This is a genomic window from Rhizobacter sp., from assembly GCF_046595475.1.
GTDB lineage: Bacteria > Pseudomonadota > Gammaproteobacteria > Burkholderiales > Burkholderiaceae_C > Rhizobacter.
In genome coordinates this window covers 70,480-87,653 of record NZ_JBKJOQ010000045.1, presented here as the reverse complement: position 1 = coordinate 87,653, position 17,174 = coordinate 70,480, and the positions used below count along the sequence as shown (strand labels likewise).

The window sequence follows — 17,174 nt, the reverse complement described above, 5'->3', positions numbered from 1 at the left end:
CCCGGCATGGACGACATCAGCATCCATGACCGCCCGGGCGCCGACCCGGCGCGCGCGGAAAGCATCCTGCCGGCGGACCCGCCCGCGCCGGCGCCGATCCGCTGGCTCGGGCGCGTGGTCGACTGGGCCGTACTGGTGATCGGCGCCGTCATGGCCCTGCTGATCTTCTCCAATGTCATCGTCCACAACATCTTCAACGGCGATATCGCCTGGACCACGGAGTTCTGCGAACTGCTGATGGTCTGGGTGACCTTTCTCGGGGGCGCGGCCGCCACGCGGCGCGGGGCGCACATGGTCGTCGGCGAAGTCGTGGGCCGCTTCACGGGCACGGCGCGCCGCTTCGCCGACGCGTTGATCCAGCTCGTGGTGCTGGCGTCGCTCGCGCTGTTGTTCTGGTACGGCCTGGGCATTGCCGACGCAGGGCGCCTGAGCACGCTCACCGTGCTCGGCTGGCCGATGACCTCGCAGTACATCGCGCTGCCGGTGGCCTCGGCGATCACGATGGTCTTCGCCGGCTGGGACCTCGTGCAGATCCTGCGCGGCATGACACCCGAACAACGCTACGGCACCGCATCGCCATGATCCTGTTCGAGGTCTTCGGCCTTTTCATTGCCGCCACCCTGTTCGGTGTGCCGCTGGTCTACGGGCTCCTCTTGTCCACCGCCGGTGTGATCTGGTGGAACAACCTCGGCCATCCGCTGACATCGGTCTTCCTGAGCTACATCGGCGGCGTCGAGTCGTTCGTGCTGATCGCGGTGCCCTTGTTCATGCTGGCGGGCGAGATCCTCTCGCGCGGCGGCGTGGGCCTGCGCATCGTCACATTCGCGACCAAGCTGCTGGGCTTCCTGCCGGGCGGGCTGGGCATCTCCACCGTCACATCGAGCCTGATCTTCGGCGGTGTCTCCGGCTCCGCGATAGCCGACACCGCGGCCATCGGCTCGGTGATGACGCCGGCGATGATCCGCAAGGGCTACAGCCCGGCGTTTGCCGGTGCGCTGATGTCCACCGCCGGCACGCTCGCCATCATCATGCCGCCGTCGATACCGATGCTGGTCTACGCCTTCGTCTCGGGCGCCTCGGTGCGTGACCTGTTCATCGCGGGCGTCGTGCCTGCGGTCCTGTTCGCGATCGGCTTGTCGCTCGATTGCGTGCGCGTCGGCAAGAAGACCGGTTGCGACAACGGCGAGATGCGCGCTTCAGGGCGCGAGATTTGGGTGGCGTTCATGGCGGCGTTCCCGGCGCTGCTGATGCCCGTCATCATCCTCGGGGGCATCTGGTCGGGTTATTTCACGCCGACCGAAGCGGCGGCCGTGGCGGCGGCGTACGGGCTGTTCGTGTCGATGGTGATCTACCGCGACCTGAAGCCACGCGAGCTGCCCGCGCTGTTTCTCAAGTCGTTCACGACCAGTGCTGTCGTGATGGTCGTGATCGGCGCAACGTCGTGCCTGGCGTGGCTGATCACCATCGAGCAGGTGCCAGCGCAGATCGCGGGCCTGGTGACCCACTACGCCACATCGCCCTGGATGTTCCTGCTGCTGGTCAACGTGGCGATGCTGTTGCTCGGCTGCTTCATCGAGCCGGTGCCGGCATTGATCCTGGCCGCGCCGCTGCTGGTGCCGCTGTCGGCGGCGTTCAAGATCGACCCTGTGCACCTCGGCCTGATCATGACCTGCAACCTCGCCATCGGCCTGTACACCCCGCCCGTGGGCGGCACGCTGATGGTCGGCGCGCGGCTCGCGGGCGTCGGCATGGCCGCGGTGATGCGCCCGCTGATCCCGCAGATGATGATCAGCGTGACCATCTTGATGGTCATCACCTACGTGCCCTCCATCAGCATGGCGCTCGTGCACGCGCTGCGCTGAGCAAGCCGCTATCTCTCCAACACAAGGGCTCACATGCAAGTGCTGGTCGTCGAATTCCGCATTCTGCCGGCGCACCGCGAGGCCTTCGCCGACGCCATCCAGGCCAACGCCATCGCGTCGCGCGAGCGCGAGCCTGGCTGTCTGCAGTTCGATGTGTGTCGTGATCCGGCCGACCCCGGCCTGTTCTTCCTGTACGAGCTCTACCGGGATGAAGCCGCCATCCAGGCGCATCTCGTCGCAGCGCATTTTTTGCAGATGAATGCGGCCACCGCGTCATGGGTGGAGAGCAAAAAGGTCAGTCGCTACGTCCGGGTCGAACCATGACCTTCGCCTTGGGCTGCATTGCCGACGATTTCACCGGCGCCACCGACCTCGCGAACAACCTGGTTCGCGCGGGCATGCGCGCGGTGCAAGTCATCGGTGTGCCCGACGCCGACGCACCGGCGCCCGACGACGCTGATGCCGTGGTGGTGGCGCTGAAGTCGCGCACCGCCCCGGTGGGCGAGGCGGTGGCCGCATCGCTGGCGGCCGCACGCTGGCTGCGCGGGTGCGGCGCACGCCAGCTGTATTTCAAGGTCTGTTCGACATTCGATTCCACGCCGCAGGGCAACATCGGCCCGGTGGCCGAGGCGCTGGCCGCGCAGACCGGCGCACCCATCGTGCCGGTGATACCGGCCTTCCCCGGCGCAGGGCGTACGGTCTTCATGGGCCACCTGTTCGTGGGCGAGCAACTGCTGTCGGACAGCGCCATGCGTCAGCACCCCCTGACGCCGATGACCGATGCCAACCTCGTGCGCGTGCTGCAGGCCCAGTTGCGCGGGGGGCGTGCAGGCCTCGTGACGCATCGCGTCGTGGCGCAGGGCGCGATGGCCGTGGCCACACGCCTGCAGTCACTGCAAGCCGAGGGCGTGACGCTGGCCATCATCGACGCGGTCGACGACGGTGATCTTCTGGTTCTGGCCGAAGCGACGCACGCACTGCCTCTGGTGGTGGCCGGGTCAGGGCTGGCGATCGGCCTGCCGCGCTGGCACCGCGCCCAGCCCAACGCACGCGCCGAGCGCCTGCCTCCTGCGCAAGGCGCGGCCGCCGTGGTGTCGGGCAGCTGCTCGGCCGCCACGCAAGCCCAGGTGGCGCACTTCATTCACGCCGGTGGCGCGGCCTTCGCGATCGACCCGCTGCGCGCACTCGGTGCGCACGACCCGGCGGGCGAAGCCTTGGCCTGGGCCGCACCCCGGCTGGGGCAGCGACCAGTCCTCGTCCATGCGACGGCTGGGGCCGAGGCGGTGCGGGCGGTTCAATTGCAGCTGGGGCCACAGCATGCTGCCGCGCTGGTCGAGGAGCTGCTCGGGCGCGTCGCGCTGGGGCTGGTGAAGCGCGGTGTCGGGCGGCTGGTGGTGGCGGGCGGCGAAACCTCCGGTGCTTGCGTGCAGGCACTCGGCATCCGGCAGCTGCGCATCGGTCCGCAGATCGATCCCGGCGTGCCCTGGTGCCACGCCGCAGAGCGCGGGCTGCATCTGGCGCTGAAGTCGGGCAACTTCGGCGGTGTCGACTTCTTCGACCGTGCGTTCTCGGTGCTCTGATGGACGAGTCGTCACTGCGCGAAGAGATCTGCCGGGTCGGCCGCTCGCTGTACGAGCGCGGCTACGTGCATGCCACCGCCGGCAACATCAGCGTGCGGCTCGAAAATGGCTACCTCATCACGCCGACCGATGCCTGTCTGGGCCTGCTGCAACCCGAACAGCTGGCGCGCATCAACGCAGACGGCCGGCAAACGAGCGGCGAGCGTGCCAGCAAGGCGCTGGCCTTGCACAGGCGCATCTACGCAGCCGATGCCACGGCGCGCTGCGTGATCCACACCCACAGCAGGCACTTGGTGGCATTGACACTGCAAGGCGTGTTCCATTGCGATGACATCTTGCCGCCGATCACGCCCTACTTCGTGATGAAGGTCGGCCATGTGCCACTCATCGCCTACCACCGGCCCGGTGACGAAGCGGTGGGCGAACTCGTGGCACAGCGCATCAGCGCCATGGCCGAACGCGGCACGCCGATCCGCGCCGTCATGCTCGATCGGCTTGGGCCGAACGTGTGGCACGGCTCGCCCGCCGAAGCCAGCGCCGTGCTGGAAGAACTGGAAGAGACGGCACGCCTGTGGCTGCTGTGCGATCCCAAGCCAGTGCCGCTGAGCGAACAACACCTGCAGGCCCTGCGCGAAGCATTCGGCGCCCGCTGGTAGAGGGGGGACGAAGGCATGCAGGCGATCGCCACCCGTGCGCGCGCACGACCCAGCGCGCGGCACAAGCTCTACATCAAGCCACGCGGATCAGCTTCTTGTTGACGAACTCGTGTATGCCCGCGGCCGAGAGTTCACGGCCATAGCCCGAATTCTTGGTGCCGCCAAACGGGAGGTCGGGCAGCGACACAGCGGCCGAGTTGACGAACACCATGCCGGTGTCGATGCGGCGCGCGACCCGGCGTCCGCGCTCGGCGTCTTGGGTGAACACCGAGCCGCCCAGGCCGAAGGGCGAGTTGTTGGCCAGCGCCACGGCGGTGGCTTCATTGGGCACGCGGAAGAAAAGCGCCACCGGGCCGAAGAATTCTTCGCTGAACATCGGGTTGTCTTCGGCGACATCGGTCAGGATCGTGGGCTGCATGAAGTTGCCGCGCGTGTCGGCCACCCGTTGACCCCCCAACGCCAGCTTGGCACCGTGCTGCACGGCGGTCTGTACCTGTCGCTCCAGCTTGTCCAGCGCATCCGCCGAACTGAGCGGCGCGAGCGTGCTGCGCTCGTCCATCGGGTCACCTGGCTTGAACTGGGCCATGGCCGCCTTGAACTGATCCAGAAAGGCGTCGGCCACGGCGTCCAGCACGATGAATCGCTTGGACGCGGTGCAGGCCTGACCGGCGTTGCCCATGCGGCCGCTGACGGCGTGTTTCACAGCGCTCGCCATGTCGGCATCTTCCAGCACGATGAAGGCGTCGCTGCCGCCCAGCTCCATGGTCGACTTCTTCAGGTTCTGCCCGGCCCGTGCGGCCACCACCGCACCGGCCGCTTCGCTTCCGGTCAGCGCCACGCCACGCACACGCTCATCGTCGATCAGCGCGGCCACCTGGGCTTTAGAGACGAACAAGTTGGTGTAGCCGCCGGCGGGCAGGCCAGCGTCGAGCATCAGCTGCTCGAAGGCCAGCGCGCACTGCGGCACGTTAGACGCGTGCTTGACCATCACCACATTGCCCGCCATCAGGTTGGGCGCAGCAAAGCGGGCGACCTGGTAGTACGGATAGTTCCAGGGCTCTACACCAAACAGCACGCCCAAAGGGCTGCTCTCCACCACCGCCTGGCCCTTGTCGGTTTTCAGCGGCTCGGGTGCGAGAAACGCCTCGGCATGATCGGCGTAGTAGTCAATGATGGCGGCGCTCAGAGCCACCTCGCCTGCGCTCTGGGCGAGGAGCTTGCCCATCTCCATCGTGGCCAGCTTGGCCAGCGCTTGCTGCCGCTCGCGCATCAAGGCCGCCGCGCGTTTGAGCACGGCCTTTCGCTGCGCGAAGCTCTCGTCACGCCACGTGTTGTCAAAGCAGTCCTGGGCGGCCTGCAGCTTGGCTTGCAACTGCGAGTCGCTTAGTTCATCGAAAGACTTCTCCACCGTGTTGGTGTAGGGGTTGGTACTTTGGTAGGCCATCGGGCACTCCTTTGTTCGGCGGGCTTAAGGGGCAGGTGCGGGTGGCTCAGCGCTTGGCTTGGCGGGCCAGCAACGCACGCGCGGCCGGCTCCGACGAGGCGGGGTTCTGGCCGGTGATGAGTGCACCGTCGGTCACGACATGGGGCTGCCAGTCGGCACCCTTGCTGTACACGCCACCGTTTTCCACCAGCAGGTCTTGCACCAGAAACGGCACCACCTGGGTCAGCCCAGCGGCCTCTTCTTCAGAGTTGGTGAAGCCGGTGACGCGCTTGCCCTTGACCACCGAGGCGCCGTCTGCAGCTTTGGCACGCCACAGCACACCGGGTGCGTGGCACACGGCAGCCACGGTCTTGTCGGCTTGAAGCATTTGCTGGATCAGCTGCAGCGAGTGCGTGTCTTGCGCCAGATCCCACAGCGGGCCGTGGCCACCTGGGTAAAACACAGCGTCGTAGTCGGCTGCCTTCACATCGGCCAGCTTGCCTGTGTGCGCCAGCGCGCGCTGCGAATCGGCATCTGCCTTGAAGCGCCGGGTGGCCTCGGTTTGGGCGTCTGGCTCATCGCTCTTCGGGTCCAGCGGCGGCTGGCCACCCTTGGGCGACACCAGCGTCACCTTGGCGCCTGCGTCTTTGAAAACGTAGTACGGCGCAGCAAATTCTTCCAACCAGAAACCGGTTTTTTTGCCGGTAGCGCCGAGTTGGTCATGTGAGGTCAACACCATCAGAATGTTCATGGGGGATCCTTGTGATTGCGGTGGGTGGCTGTTGCGGTGCTGACCAGCCTCATGGCGAGCGCAGCCCAGCGCAACGGCTTGAGCACGCCGAAACAAGAACCTTAGCGGGCGAGCCGGCATCACGCCGTCCGAGTGCGGCCCAAACGGCTGTAGGACAAGACGACGGTAGAGCCCTGCCAGCGAAGTGGACAGCGTTCCGTCTGTGTCACGACATGTCAAATTTTCGTCGTGCCGCGTCAAACCAAAACAAGCCCGACTCGGTGACCATCTGAGCGTGCGATTGCCCAGACGCGCCAGCCGACCGAACACCCCTACACCGATCCGAGACCAAGGAAACCACCGACATGAGCTCCGAAATCGACATGAGCCGCCTCGACATCACCCGGCAGAACGTTGCCGTGGAGAAGGTGCTCGCCAACACCACCAATCCCCGCCACCGCTACCTGCTGCAGTCTTACCTGCGGCACCGGTACCTTGAATCGGCAGGGCGGTGGCAGGAGATCCTCGACCCGGCCTTGACCGTGGACAAACCGCACTATCGGTTCAACCTTGTCGGGCGCGAGCCGTTCACGCTCGACGGCAAGGAACAGGTCGGCATGCTCTATGGGCACTGGACAGCCACCAACCAGTGCATCTTCTATGTCGAGAACGAAGACGTCGCCGTCGGTGACCACATGGTGATAGGCCGGGGCATCGGCTATCAGCAGACGCTGGGCTCCGAGCTCGTCGCCGCAGGCCTGGACGTCGATCCCACGGCCATGTACCTCAAGAAATCCCAGATCATGATGCTCTGGCCCTACGACGACCAATGCCGACTGCTGGGCGAGGATGTCTGGGAATTCGACACCGCCGAGGCCGGGCTGTTCAAGCTCGACCCCGCCGACGTTTTGACCGCCGAGCAAAGCCGCAAGCTGCTCGACCCCTACATCAAGCCCTTGCCTCCCTTCGACGACAGCCTGCTGCCGAAATGAAGGCCGTCGTATGCCAGGACGCGAAACTCGACGTCATTGATATTCCCGAGCCCAAACCGGGCGAAGGCCAGCTCGTGCTCGACGTCACTCGTTGCGGCATCTGCGGCTCGGATCTGCACGCTCGCCACCACGCCAACATCCAGGCCGACGTGCTGGCAGAGGCCGGCTACAAGGGCTTCGCTCGGTCACACGAGAAGGTGGTGTTTGGCCATGAGTTTTGCGGCACCATCGCCGAGCACGGGCCGGGCACCTCGAAGAGGTACCGCACGGGCACGCCGGTGGTGGCGTTGCCGCTGGTGCAAATGCCCAATGGCATGCACGCCATCGGCTTGTCGGCGTCAGCGCCCGGCGCTTACGCCGAGCGCGTGCTGGTTGAAGAATCGCTGATGATCCCCGTGCCCAACGGCCTCTCGCCCGAGGTGGCGGTGTTGACCGAACCGATGGCGATAGGGCACCACGCCGTCAATCGTTCGCAGATCACCCGCAAAGATGCTGCTGTCGTCATCGGCTGCGGCCCAGTCGGCCTGGCGATCATCTGTCTGCTCAAGACCAAAGGCATCGAGACCATCGTCGCCAGCGACTACTCTCCCGGCCGGCGTGCACTGGCCACGGCCTGCGGCGCCACCATCGTCGTAGACCCCGCCGTGGCATCGCCGTACGCCCCACTGGGCGACCGCGGCTACAGCACTTCCATCGCCCAGTCCGCCGCCGAAGGCCTGCAGGCGATGAAGACTCTGCACAAGCTGCCCGTGCCATGGCACATGGTGTTCCGGGTGCTGGACAAGGTGGGCGTCACGGCGCCGAAACGGCCCATCGTGTTCGAGTGCGTCGGCGTGCCGGGCATCATCGACCGCATCATCACGGACGTCCCACTCAAAACCCGAGTGGTCGTCGCCGGCGTGTGCATGCAACCCGACCAGTTCCGTCCGGTCATGGCCATCAACAAGGAAATCGATCTGCGCTTCGTGCTCGGCTATGACCCGCTGGAGTTTCGCAACACGCTGCACATGCTGGCCGAGGGCAAGATAGATGCATCCCCACTCGTCACCGGCACTGTCGGCCTCGAAGGGGTTGCGGCCGCATTCGAGGCGCTCGCCGTGCCCGAGAAGCACGCCAAGGTGATCATCGATCCCCGCAGCTCGGCCAAGCTCTTGTAGGTGCGGTGCCAGGCTAGTCGCAGCCAGCGCGCGGCCGGCGCAGCTTCACGACGGGTTGCTCATCGGCCCCCATCACGCCCTCGCGGTACACCACAAAGCCGAGCCCGCGGTACAAGGCCAGCGCCGGCCCGTTGGCAGCAACGGCCGACACCGAAAACACCGCGCCCTCGCCTCGCCGCAACGCTTCCAGCATCAGCGCGCGGGCAATGCCCTGGCGCTGATGCTGTGGGTGCACAACCAGGTTGGCCACGCTGATCTGGCCCGCCTCGTCATCAGGCCCCAAGCTCACCGAGCCGACCAACTTCTCGTCGCAGAAAGCCCCCAGGTGAAACTCTTGGCCGGCTTGAACCTCAAGGGCCGTGCCTGCCATAGGGGCCGAGCCAATCCGCTGCAGCAGCACCGCCTCTTGTGCATGTGCCAGCAGCATCACCGCATGAATCTGGCTCGCAACGGCAAAGTCCCGCTGATCGAGCAGGGCGATGCGGACCATCGCGGTGTCAGTTCACGACCTTCACTGCCTGCCCAGGCTTGGGCTCGGCGCTGCCGCCGTAAGCGCTGTTCATCAGCCGGAGCTGGCCCTCGGCCTGCGTGGGCAAGGGTGATGACCGCGCCAGCTCGGCAAAGCCGCCGCGCGGGAAAGGCACGGTCTTCACTGCCCAAGGCCGCGCGGCCGTGCGGTCGGCCGCAGAGAGCGCACGGAAAGACGATTCGGCTTCTGCCATTTGGGCGCTGGCCCGCTGCAGCGCTGCAGCGTCTTTGGAGGCGTACTGCAGCAGGTAGTTGCGCCCACCGGGGCCGCTGACCAGCGTGAGGTTCACGGCTTGGCTTTGCCCCTGCTCGTTGCGCACGGTACCGGTGAAATGCGTGGCCGAAAGGCCGTTCAGGCTGCGCCGCTCGGTGCGGCCGTCAACCGGCTTCACGGTGCTGCGGATGATCTCTTCATGCGTGTTGCCGGCCTTCGCAGGCACCAGCCGCACGATCAGCCCGGCATCGCCGGCGCCGTTGACAAGGGCTATGGCCTCGGCCGAGTTTTTCACCTGCCAGCCGGCCGGCGCCGTGAGCGCAATGCCCAAGCCCTCGTGATAGAAGTTGCGCCCGCGGGTCACACCCTGCTCACGGCCCTCACCGAAGGTCATGCCGTCGACCGCCTGCAGGTAGCGCGTACGCCCATCGTCGCCGTACTGGCCTTTGTACTGGGTGGCGATCTGTGTGATGTCGGCCAGCCGCTTGTCGTTGCTCGGGTGCGAGGCCAGCCAGCTGGCGCCCGTGGGCACCGGCTTGCCCTCAGCCTTGGCCACGTCAGCGGCAAAACGCTCCTGGTTCTTGAGCACGTTGATCACGTCGACCATGTTCTGCGGGTTGTACTTGTTGCGCGCCAGGTATTCGGCGCCGAGCTGGTCGGCCTGCGACTCTTGCTCGCGGCTGTAAGAGGCCACATACCCCGCGGCGGCCGTTTGCGACACCTGGCTCGCGACGTCGGTGGCACCGCCCACGCCGCCTGCTTCAAGCACCGCGCCAAGCACGGTGGCGGCCAGCACGCCGAGGCCGGCGCTCTGCTGGCGCGTGGCACGCTGCGCGCCGTGACGTGCGGTGACGTGGCCGATCTCGTGGCCCATCACGCCAGCCAGCTCGGCTTCGCTGTCGAGGTAGGCCATGATGCCGCGGGTCACGTACACGTAGCCGCCGGGCAAGGCAAAGGCGTTGATCTCGGGGCTGTCGAGTACGGTGAAGGTCCATTTCAGGTTGGCTCGGTGCGACTGCTTGGCAAGCCTTTGGCCCAAGTCGTTCACATAGGCCTGTAGGCGCGGGTCGGCATAGGCACCGTACTCTTGCAGCACCTGCTTGTGTGCCTTGGCGCCTTCGGCGATCTCGGCCTCTTCGCTCATCACCGAGCGCTCGGCCTGGCCGGTGACGGGGTTGACGACCTGCGAGCCGCAAGAGGCCAGCAGAGAGGTGGTCAGCACGAGGGGCAACAGGCGGTGCAGCTTCATTCGATGTCTCCTGGGGGAGGGCGTGTGTGCCGCCCTGGTGTGCGAGCGTAAATCAGAGCCGCACGCAGCGCCCACCGGCTGCTGCCGGTCGCGGCGCTGTCCTACAGGCAACTGCTCTACAAGCAACTGCTGTACACGCAACTGCCCCCATTCACTGCTCGCTCACCCCACCATCGCGCTCCATGCCCCACAAAGACCCGCAGGCATCGACATCAAACCGCGGCAGCCGCGCTTGCGCACGGCGGCCAACCGCCTTGGTGTTGGCTCAAGCCTTGGGCGTGAACCCCAGCATGGCCTTGGTTTCCAGGAACTCGCTGAACGCGTGGTCGCCCCACTCGCGCCCGTTGCCCGACTGCTTGAAGCCGCCAAAAGGCGCCATCAAATCGATGGCCGCGCTGTTGATGTTCACCTGGCCGGCACGCAGGCGCGATGCCACCTTGCGCGTGGCCTCCGGGTTGGTGCCCGACACATAGGCCGCCAAGCCGTAAGGCGTGTCGTTGCCTATGGCCACAGCCTCGTCGACCGTGTCGTAGCCGAGGATGGTGAGCACCGGGCCGAAAATTTCTTCGCGTGCAACCGTCATCTGGTTGTTCACGTTGGCCAGCACGGTGGGTTTCACGTAGTAGCCCTTCTCCAGGCCAGCAGGCTTGCCTGGACCACCGGCCACGACGGTGGCGCCTTCTTCTATGCCCTTGTGGATGAGCGTCTGGATCTTGTCCCATTGCGTGGCCGAGATCACCGGGCCCAGCGCTGCGCCGCTGTCGGGTGCGCCCACGGTGGTGGCCTCGGCCGCGGCCTTGGCGATGGCGATGGCTTCGGCCATGCGCGACTTGGGCACCAGCATGCGCGTGGGGGCGTTGCATGACTGGCCCGAGTTGCCCATCACGCCGCGCACACCGGCGGTCACGGCGGTCTGGAAGTCAGCGTCTTCCAAGATGATGTTGGGCGACTTGCCGCCCAGCTCTTGGTGCACGCGCTTCACGGTGGGCGCCGCATTGCGCGCCACTTCAATGCCGGCACGTGTGGAGCCGGTGAACGACACCATGTCGACCTCGGGGTGGCTGGACAGCGCGGCGCCAACGGTCGGGCCGTCGCCGTTCACCAGGTTGAACACACCCGCGGGCACACCTGCCGCGTGAAGAATCTCGGTCCACACCTGCGCCGAGAACGGCGCGATCTCTGAAGGCTTGAGCACCATGGTGCAGCCCACCGCGAGTGCCGGCGCGACCTTGCAGGCAATCTGGTTCATCGGCCAGTTCCAGGGGGTGATGAAGGCGCACACGCCGATCGGCTCGTGCACGACGCGCGTGCTGCCGCGGTCTTCCTGAAAGGCGTAGCCCTTGAGCACGCCCAGCGCAGTTTGCAGGTGAGCAAGGCCCATCGCGGCCTGCGCCTGGGTTGCCAGCAACACCGGCGCGCCCATCTCTTCAGTGATGGCCGCGGCCATGTCGGTGTAGCGCTTCTGGTACTCGGCAATGATGCGTTCGAGCAGCGCGGCACGCTCATCGACCGAGGTCTGGGAGTAGCTCGCAAACGCAGCGCGTGCGGCCATCACCGCCTTGTCCACATCAGCCGCCGAGCCCATGGAGATGCGGCCGGCCGAGGCCTCGGTGGCAGGGTTGATCACGTCGATGCTTTTTGCAACGGCCGGGTCGACCCATTGGCCGTTCACATAAAACTTGAGGTAGTTGCGCATGGTGTTTTGCTCCAGTAAAGAGGCTTGATTCGAAAACGAGGTGCAGTGCGGAGTATTCGAGACAAGCTCTCGAAGGCCTACTGCGCGCAAACCCTGGGAGAAGATTCACGCGCGGGCAAATTGCACCGTCACCCGCAGACCACCAAGCGGCGACTCTGCGAGCGCGATGGTCGCACCGTGGGCCATAGCCACGCTGCGAACGATGGCAAGGCCCAGGCCTGTGCCCTCTTCGCCCCCGGCGGCGCGGCGATAAAAGCGGTCGAACACCCGCTCTCGCTCTGCCGGCGGGATGCCCGGCCCGGCGTCATCAATCTGGAGCACCGCTGCTCCAGATTGAGACAGCACACGCAGCTCTGTGCGCGAGCCCTTCGGCGAATAGCGCAAAGCGTTGTCGGCCAGGTTGCGCACCAAGAGGCTCAGACTTGCCTTGTCGCCTCGCACCGGCACGGGCTCGTCGGCGAAGAGGGCGAACTCGCTGCCCCGCGACAGGGCATACGGCACGGTGTCGGCCACAGCCTGGCGCACCACCTCGCTCAGGTCCAGTGGCAGCATGGGCGGCGGTGGCGCGCCGGGCTCGCTGCGCGCCAGCGTAAGCAACTGCTCGACGATGCGGGCGGCGCGGTCGATGCCATCGGACAACATGGCCACCGCATCGCCACGCGCGGCCTCGTCGGGCGCTCGCTTGAGCGACTCGATCTGCAGCTTCAGCGCCGTGAGCGGCGAGCGCAGCTCGTGTGCTGCGTCTGAGAGAAAGGTGCGCTGCGTGTCCAGCGTCTGCCCCAGGCGCTGCAGCAAGCCGTTCAAAGCGCTGACGAGAGGCGCCACGTCATGTGGCAGGCCGGCGTCGGGCAACGGCTGCAGCAGCTCGCCATCGCGCGCGCGCACCTCGGCCACCACGCGGCGCAAGGGGGCAAGCGTCAGCGCCGAGAGCCACCACGCCATCAAGGCCATCACCGGCGCCAGAAAGAGCAGCGGCATCACGCTGCGCAGGGCGGCGTCGGCGGCCAGCCGCTGGCGTATACGCAGCGGCTGCGCCACCTGGATCACACGCCCGGGCGTGGCCACACTGAAGGTACGCCAGGTTTCGCCGTACACGCCAACGTCGGCCAAGCCCAGCAGGGCACGACTGGGCAAGGCGCTGTGGTTGCGCGTGGCATAGATGCTGCGGCCATCGATGGTCCAGATCTGCACCACGAAATCGAGCTGCTCATCGGCCAGCGCACCCACCTGGTCGGATGGAATCTCACCCTGGTCGCGCAGTGAGAGCGCCATCTGGCGCAGCTGGTAGTCAAACAGCGTTTGGGTCTCGGCCAGCACGCTGCGGTAAGTCACCGTGCCCATCACCACTGCCACGAGTGCGAGCATGCCCAAGAGGGCCAACAGCAGGCGCGCGCGTATGGAGTTCATGGTGAGCCCACGTCGCTACGCTCCGGCCCCCCGAGGGGGTGCTGTCGAGCTTGGGGCGGCCCGGCGCTCGACTTCATGACGGGACGAAATAACCCACGCCGCGCATGTTCTGGATGAACTCAGCCCCCAGCTTGCGGCGCAACTGGTGGATGTAGACCGACACCGCATTGCTTTCGATCTCTTCGCCCCAGCCGTACAGCTTGTCTTCGAGCTGCGCTCGCGAGAGCAAGGCGCCTGGCCGCGTCATCAGCGCTTCCAGCACGGCGAACTCGCGCGCCGACAGCAGCACCGGTTGGCCGTCTTGCATCACCTGGCGCGTGGCGGGGTCTAGCGTCACACCGCGGTGCGACATCTGCGGCTGCGCGCGGCCACTCTGGCGGCGCAGCACAGCGCGCATGCGGGCGTTCAGCTCGTCGAGCTCGAAAGGCTTGACCAGGTAGTCGTCAGCGCCAGCATCGAGGCCGCTCACGCGGTCACCCAGGCCATCGCGCGCAGTGAGCACGATCACGGGTGTGCTGTCTTGCCGGCCCCGCAACCAGCGCAGCACGCCCAGGCCGCCCTCCCCGCTGGGCGCAGCGTCGGGCAGCGGCGGCAGGCCCAGGTCGAGCAGCACCAGGTCGAAGCACTCGCTGCCGAGCGTGGCCAGTGCAGCGGCGGTGTCGCGCACCCAGTCGACGGCATAGCCCTCCTGGCGCAGCGTGGTGCGCAGGCTTTCGCCGATCATGCGATCGTCTTCTACCAGCAGCAGGCGCATGGGGTTTCAAGTGACAAAAGAACCGGACTGGCGACATACCTGAGCCAAGTTCCAATGGCATGGCTGGGGTTCGTCGCGAATCAGGCAGAAGAATGAGAGCGACTGTGAAAAGCATACGGTATCGTGCAAATCGCTTTCCGGATCGAGCCGCACCATGCCACAAGCCCTGCGCAACACCCTGCTGTCTTTTCGCGACCTGCTGGCCACCGCAGGCCCTTTCATCGTGCTCACGCTGGCACTGCTTGTCGTGGCCTACTGGGTGCTCGACCCCACACCGCCCAAGAAGGTGGTGCTGGCCACCGGCGTAGACCAGGGCGCCTACGCCGAATTCGCCAAGCGCTACGTGCAGCTGCTCAAGCAGCACGACATCACCGTCGAGCTGCGGCCCACCGCTGGTGCAGCTGAAAACCTGAAGCTGCTGCAAGACGAAAACTCGGGCGTCGACATCGCCTTCGTGCAAGGCGGTGCCGACGAAAAAGACCGCCGCCCCGAAGACGAAGAAGGCGACGCGCTGGTGTCGCTGGGCAGCCTTTTCTACGAGCCGGTGTGGCTCTTCTACCGCGAAGACTCGGCCAAGCGCCTGCTTTCAAGTCCTTCGCCGGGCCGCCCCAAGAATGACGGCTCCCGTCGGGGGCTAGGCGTCGCCCGCAACGACCTTGTGGCTGAAGCAACACTGAGCAGCCTGGCGCAACTGCCGGGCTGGAAGGTCAACATCGGCGCACCCGGCAGTGGCGTGCCCAACCTCATGCGCAAGCTCATCGAGGCCAATCACATCGAGCCGGACAGCCTCACGCTGCTGGGTGAGCCGCAAACCCCCGCCGTCGTCGGCTTTCTCGAAGGCAACATTGACGCCGTGGCCTTCGCCTCGGCGCCCGAGTCGCTGATGGTGCAGATGCTGCTGCAAACGCCGGGCATCAAGCTCTTCAACTTCGCTCAGGCCGACGCCTACTCGCGCCGCTTCGCCTTCATCAGCCCCGTGACGCTGCCGCGCGGCGTGGTCGATCTGGCTGGCGACGTACCGCCCAACGACGTGCGCCTGGTGGCCCCTACCGCCATGCTGGTGGCGCGCAAACATACGCACCCCGCGCTGATACAGCTCTTCGTGCAGGCCGCCCAAACCATCCACGGCGAAGCCGGCTGGTTCCAGCGCAAGGGCGACTTCCCGAGCGCCAAGAACACCGAGCGCCCGCTCGCCGCCGAGGCGCAGCGCTTCTACGCCACCGGCGTGCCCACGCTGCAGCGCTACCTGCCCTTCTGGATGGCCAACCTGATCGACCGCATGTGGGTGGTGCTGGTGTCCATCATCGCCATCGCCATCCCGATGACCCGCGTAGTGCCGCCGCTGTACCAGTTCCGCATCCGCTCGCGTGTGTTCCGCTGGTACGGTCGCCTGCGCGCCGTGGAAGACAACGAGGGCCAGCGTCCCACTGACGAGCTCATAAAGGAGCTGACCGACATCGAGCAAGGCGTCGAAGCGGTGAACGTTCCGCTGAGTTACGCCGACGAGCTTTATTCGTTGCGCAGCCACATTGGCATGGTGCGCATCAAAGTGATGGGGCGGGCGTCAGGCGAGGGTGCGGCGCAAACACCCACGACAGTTCTCACTGACAAGGCAGCGTCCTACATCGCCAGCAGCTGATGTCTCATGCACCAATTTCGTCGCACCCAATATCGTTGCGCGATGAAATTCCAAACTTCTCCGGGTTGTGATCTCGCTGCGAAAGCGGCCGAGCAATGAGAACCCTGAATTGCGAGCAGTGCGGGGTTCGGGTTTTCTTTGAAAACGTGGCGTGCCAGAACTGCGGAGCGCAACTCGGCTTCGCGCCGGACGAATTGGCAATGGGCGCATTCGAAGCCAACGCAAGTGGCTGGGTCAGGCTCGCCGCGCACAAGCCAGCCATGCAACCCTGTGCCAACTACGTGTCATTCCAGATTTGCAATTGGATGGTGCCCGCGGGTTCAGTGCAGTCGCTCTGCGTGTGTTGCCGCACCACCGAAATCGTGCCTGCGCTGAGCAAGCCCGAGAACCTCGCGTATTGGCTGGCCCTAGAGCAGGCCAAGCGCCGCCTCTTCTACAGTCTCTTGTCGCTGCAATTGCCCCTCGTGGGAAAAGACAGCGACCGGCAATCAGGCGTGTCGTTCCAGTTTTTGGAAGAGCTGTCTCCAGGCCACAGAGTTTTCACGGGGCATGACAGCGGCGTGATCACCCTCAACATTGCAGAGGCTGACGATGCCCGGCGAGAAATGGCGCGCTCTCGCTTGAATGAACCGTATCGCACCCTGCTGGGCCACTTTCGCCATGAGATCGGGCACTACTACTGGGATCGGCTGGTCGCCAACTCCGTTCACCAAGAGGGATTTCGTTCCTTGTTTGGTGACGAGCGCACCGATTACGCCGCTGCCCTTGAAGCGCACTACGCGAACCCCCGGGTCGATTGGGCCCAAGAATTCGTCAGCGCCTATGCCGCGTCCCACCCCTGGGAAGACTGGGCCGAGTGCTGGGCGCACTACATGCATTTGCAAGACGGGTTGGAGACGGCCGCTGCCTGGGGCATTCAACTGAACAACGCAATGCCGGGGGCCGATGCGGTCAAGCCCTCTGCCTTGGGAGAATCCAGCGGCTCTATTGAAAGATCCATCGTGGAGGATTGGCTGCCGACCGCTCAGTTCGTCAACGCCATGGCACGAAGCTTGGGCATTCACGATGGGTACCCCTTTCTGATTTCTGGCCCGGTGATTCGCAAACTCGATTTCATCCACGATGTGGTGGCCTCGGCGCGTCAATACGCTGCCCCTTTTCAGGAAACGACGGCCGCGCCCTTGCAGATGCCTGGAGCCTGACAAGGCGCCTCTCGGAACTAGGGATGGCCTTCGTGTGCGACTGGCCGCTACCCTGCGGTCGAGTCGCGGGCACGCTCATCATATG

At 65.8% G+C, this 17,174-nt stretch carries 16 protein-coding genes; 9 read left to right on the top strand and 7 right to left on the bottom strand.

The window, feature by feature from the left end; translation table 11 throughout:
* The first annotated feature begins 6 nt into the window (after window positions 1-6).
* The 5 genes from AC30QB_RS08470 to AC30QB_RS08450 are packed head-to-tail and all read left to right on the top strand — an operon-like array spanning window position 7 to window position 4,098.
* Entirely contained in the window at window positions 7-582 is a 576-nt protein-coding gene (locus tag AC30QB_RS08470) for a TRAP transporter small permease (RefSeq protein WP_489545764.1), read from the top strand.
* Window positions 579-1,862: a TRAP transporter large permease gene (locus AC30QB_RS08465; RefSeq protein ID WP_489545763.1), complete on the top strand. Its 1,284-nt coding sequence runs from the start codon at window positions 579-581 to the stop codon at window positions 1,860-1,862. Before AC30QB_RS08470 ends, AC30QB_RS08465 begins: the two co-directional genes overlap by 4 nt.
* 33 nt (window positions 1,863-1,895) lie before the next feature.
* Complete coding sequence (locus AC30QB_RS08460) at window positions 1,896-2,186, top strand: putative quinol monooxygenase (RefSeq protein WP_489545762.1); 291 nt, start codon at window positions 1,896-1,898, stop codon at window positions 2,184-2,186.
* The gene (otnK, locus tag AC30QB_RS08455; protein WP_489545761.1) at window positions 2,183-3,442 is read left to right on the top strand and encodes a 3-oxo-tetronate kinase; all 1,260 of its coding nucleotides are present in this window, start codon (window positions 2,183-2,185) and stop codon (window positions 3,440-3,442) included. The genes AC30QB_RS08460 and otnK overlap by 4 nt, the downstream gene beginning before the upstream one ends.
* Entirely contained in the window at window positions 3,442-4,098 is a 657-nt protein-coding gene (locus AC30QB_RS08450; protein WP_489545760.1) for a class II aldolase/adducin family protein, read from the top strand. The genes otnK and AC30QB_RS08450 overlap by 1 nt, the downstream gene beginning before the upstream one ends.
* A 73-nt stretch (window positions 4,099-4,171) precedes the next feature.
* On the opposite strand, the gene AC30QB_RS08445 is transcribed toward AC30QB_RS08450, so the two are convergent.
* Together AC30QB_RS08445 and AC30QB_RS08440 are read right to left on the bottom strand one after the other, a co-directional pair.
* A complete protein-coding gene (locus tag AC30QB_RS08445) occupies window positions 4,172-5,542 on the bottom strand; it encodes an NAD-dependent succinate-semialdehyde dehydrogenase (RefSeq protein WP_489545759.1) in 1,371 nt (456 codons plus the stop codon).
* A 46-nt stretch (window positions 5,543-5,588) separates the two neighbouring features.
* Complete coding sequence (locus AC30QB_RS08440; RefSeq protein ID WP_489545758.1) at window positions 5,589-6,272, bottom strand: type 1 glutamine amidotransferase domain-containing protein; 684 nt, start codon at window positions 6,270-6,272, stop codon at window positions 5,589-5,591.
* 344 nt (window positions 6,273-6,616) lie between these two features.
* Here AC30QB_RS08440 and AC30QB_RS08435 point away from each other — a divergent pair, with 344 nt between their 5' ends.
* Both AC30QB_RS08435 and AC30QB_RS08430 read left to right on the top strand, forming a co-directional pair.
* Window positions 6,617-7,243 (top strand): hypothetical protein, encoded by a 627-nt coding sequence (locus AC30QB_RS08435; RefSeq protein WP_489545757.1) that lies wholly within the window; start codon window positions 6,617-6,619, stop codon window positions 7,241-7,243.
* On the top strand, window positions 7,240-8,400 hold the full coding sequence (locus AC30QB_RS08430) for a zinc-binding dehydrogenase (protein WP_489545756.1): 1,161 nt from the start codon (window positions 7,240-7,242) through the stop codon (window positions 8,398-8,400). Before AC30QB_RS08435 ends, AC30QB_RS08430 begins: the two co-directional genes overlap by 4 nt.
* Before the next feature lie 13 nt (window positions 8,401-8,413).
* Here AC30QB_RS08430 and AC30QB_RS08425 read toward each other — a convergent pair whose 3' ends face one another.
* From AC30QB_RS08425 to AC30QB_RS08405, 5 genes are all read right to left on the bottom strand, one after another.
* Window positions 8,414-8,890, bottom strand: a complete 477-nt coding sequence (locus tag AC30QB_RS08425) for a GNAT family N-acetyltransferase (RefSeq protein ID WP_489545755.1) — start codon at window positions 8,888-8,890, stop codon at window positions 8,414-8,416.
* A gap of 7 nt (window positions 8,891-8,897) precedes the next feature.
* Window positions 8,898-10,391 (bottom strand): M48 family metalloprotease, encoded by a 1,494-nt coding sequence (locus AC30QB_RS08420; RefSeq protein WP_489545754.1) that lies wholly within the window; start codon window positions 10,389-10,391, stop codon window positions 8,898-8,900.
* A gap of 265 nt (window positions 10,392-10,656) precedes the next feature.
* Window positions 10,657-12,087 carry an aldehyde dehydrogenase family protein gene (locus tag AC30QB_RS08415; protein WP_489545753.1) on the bottom strand — a complete coding sequence of 477 codons (1,431 nt, stop codon included), beginning with the start codon at window positions 12,085-12,087 and terminating at the stop codon, window positions 10,657-10,659.
* A gap of 105 nt (window positions 12,088-12,192) precedes the next feature.
* Entirely contained in the window at window positions 12,193-13,494 is a 1,302-nt protein-coding gene (locus tag AC30QB_RS08410) for an ATP-binding protein (protein ID WP_489545752.1), read from the bottom strand.
* 73 nt (window positions 13,495-13,567) lie between these two features.
* Window positions 13,568-14,248, bottom strand: coding sequence for a response regulator (locus AC30QB_RS08405; protein WP_489545751.1), 681 nt, complete (start codon window positions 14,246-14,248; stop codon window positions 13,568-13,570).
* Between the two features lie 154 nt (window positions 14,249-14,402).
* Here AC30QB_RS08405 and AC30QB_RS08400 point away from each other — a divergent pair, with 154 nt between their 5' ends.
* Together AC30QB_RS08400 and AC30QB_RS08395 are read left to right on the top strand one after the other, a co-directional pair.
* Window positions 14,403-15,887 (top strand): TAXI family TRAP transporter solute-binding subunit, encoded by a 1,485-nt coding sequence (locus tag AC30QB_RS08400; protein WP_489545750.1) that lies wholly within the window; start codon window positions 14,403-14,405, stop codon window positions 15,885-15,887.
* A gap of 95 nt (window positions 15,888-15,982) precedes the next feature.
* Window positions 15,983-17,089 (top strand): zinc-binding metallopeptidase family protein, encoded by a 1,107-nt coding sequence (locus AC30QB_RS08395; protein WP_489545749.1) that lies wholly within the window; start codon window positions 15,983-15,985, stop codon window positions 17,087-17,089.
* The last annotated feature ends 85 nt before the right edge of the window (window positions 17,090-17,174 follow it).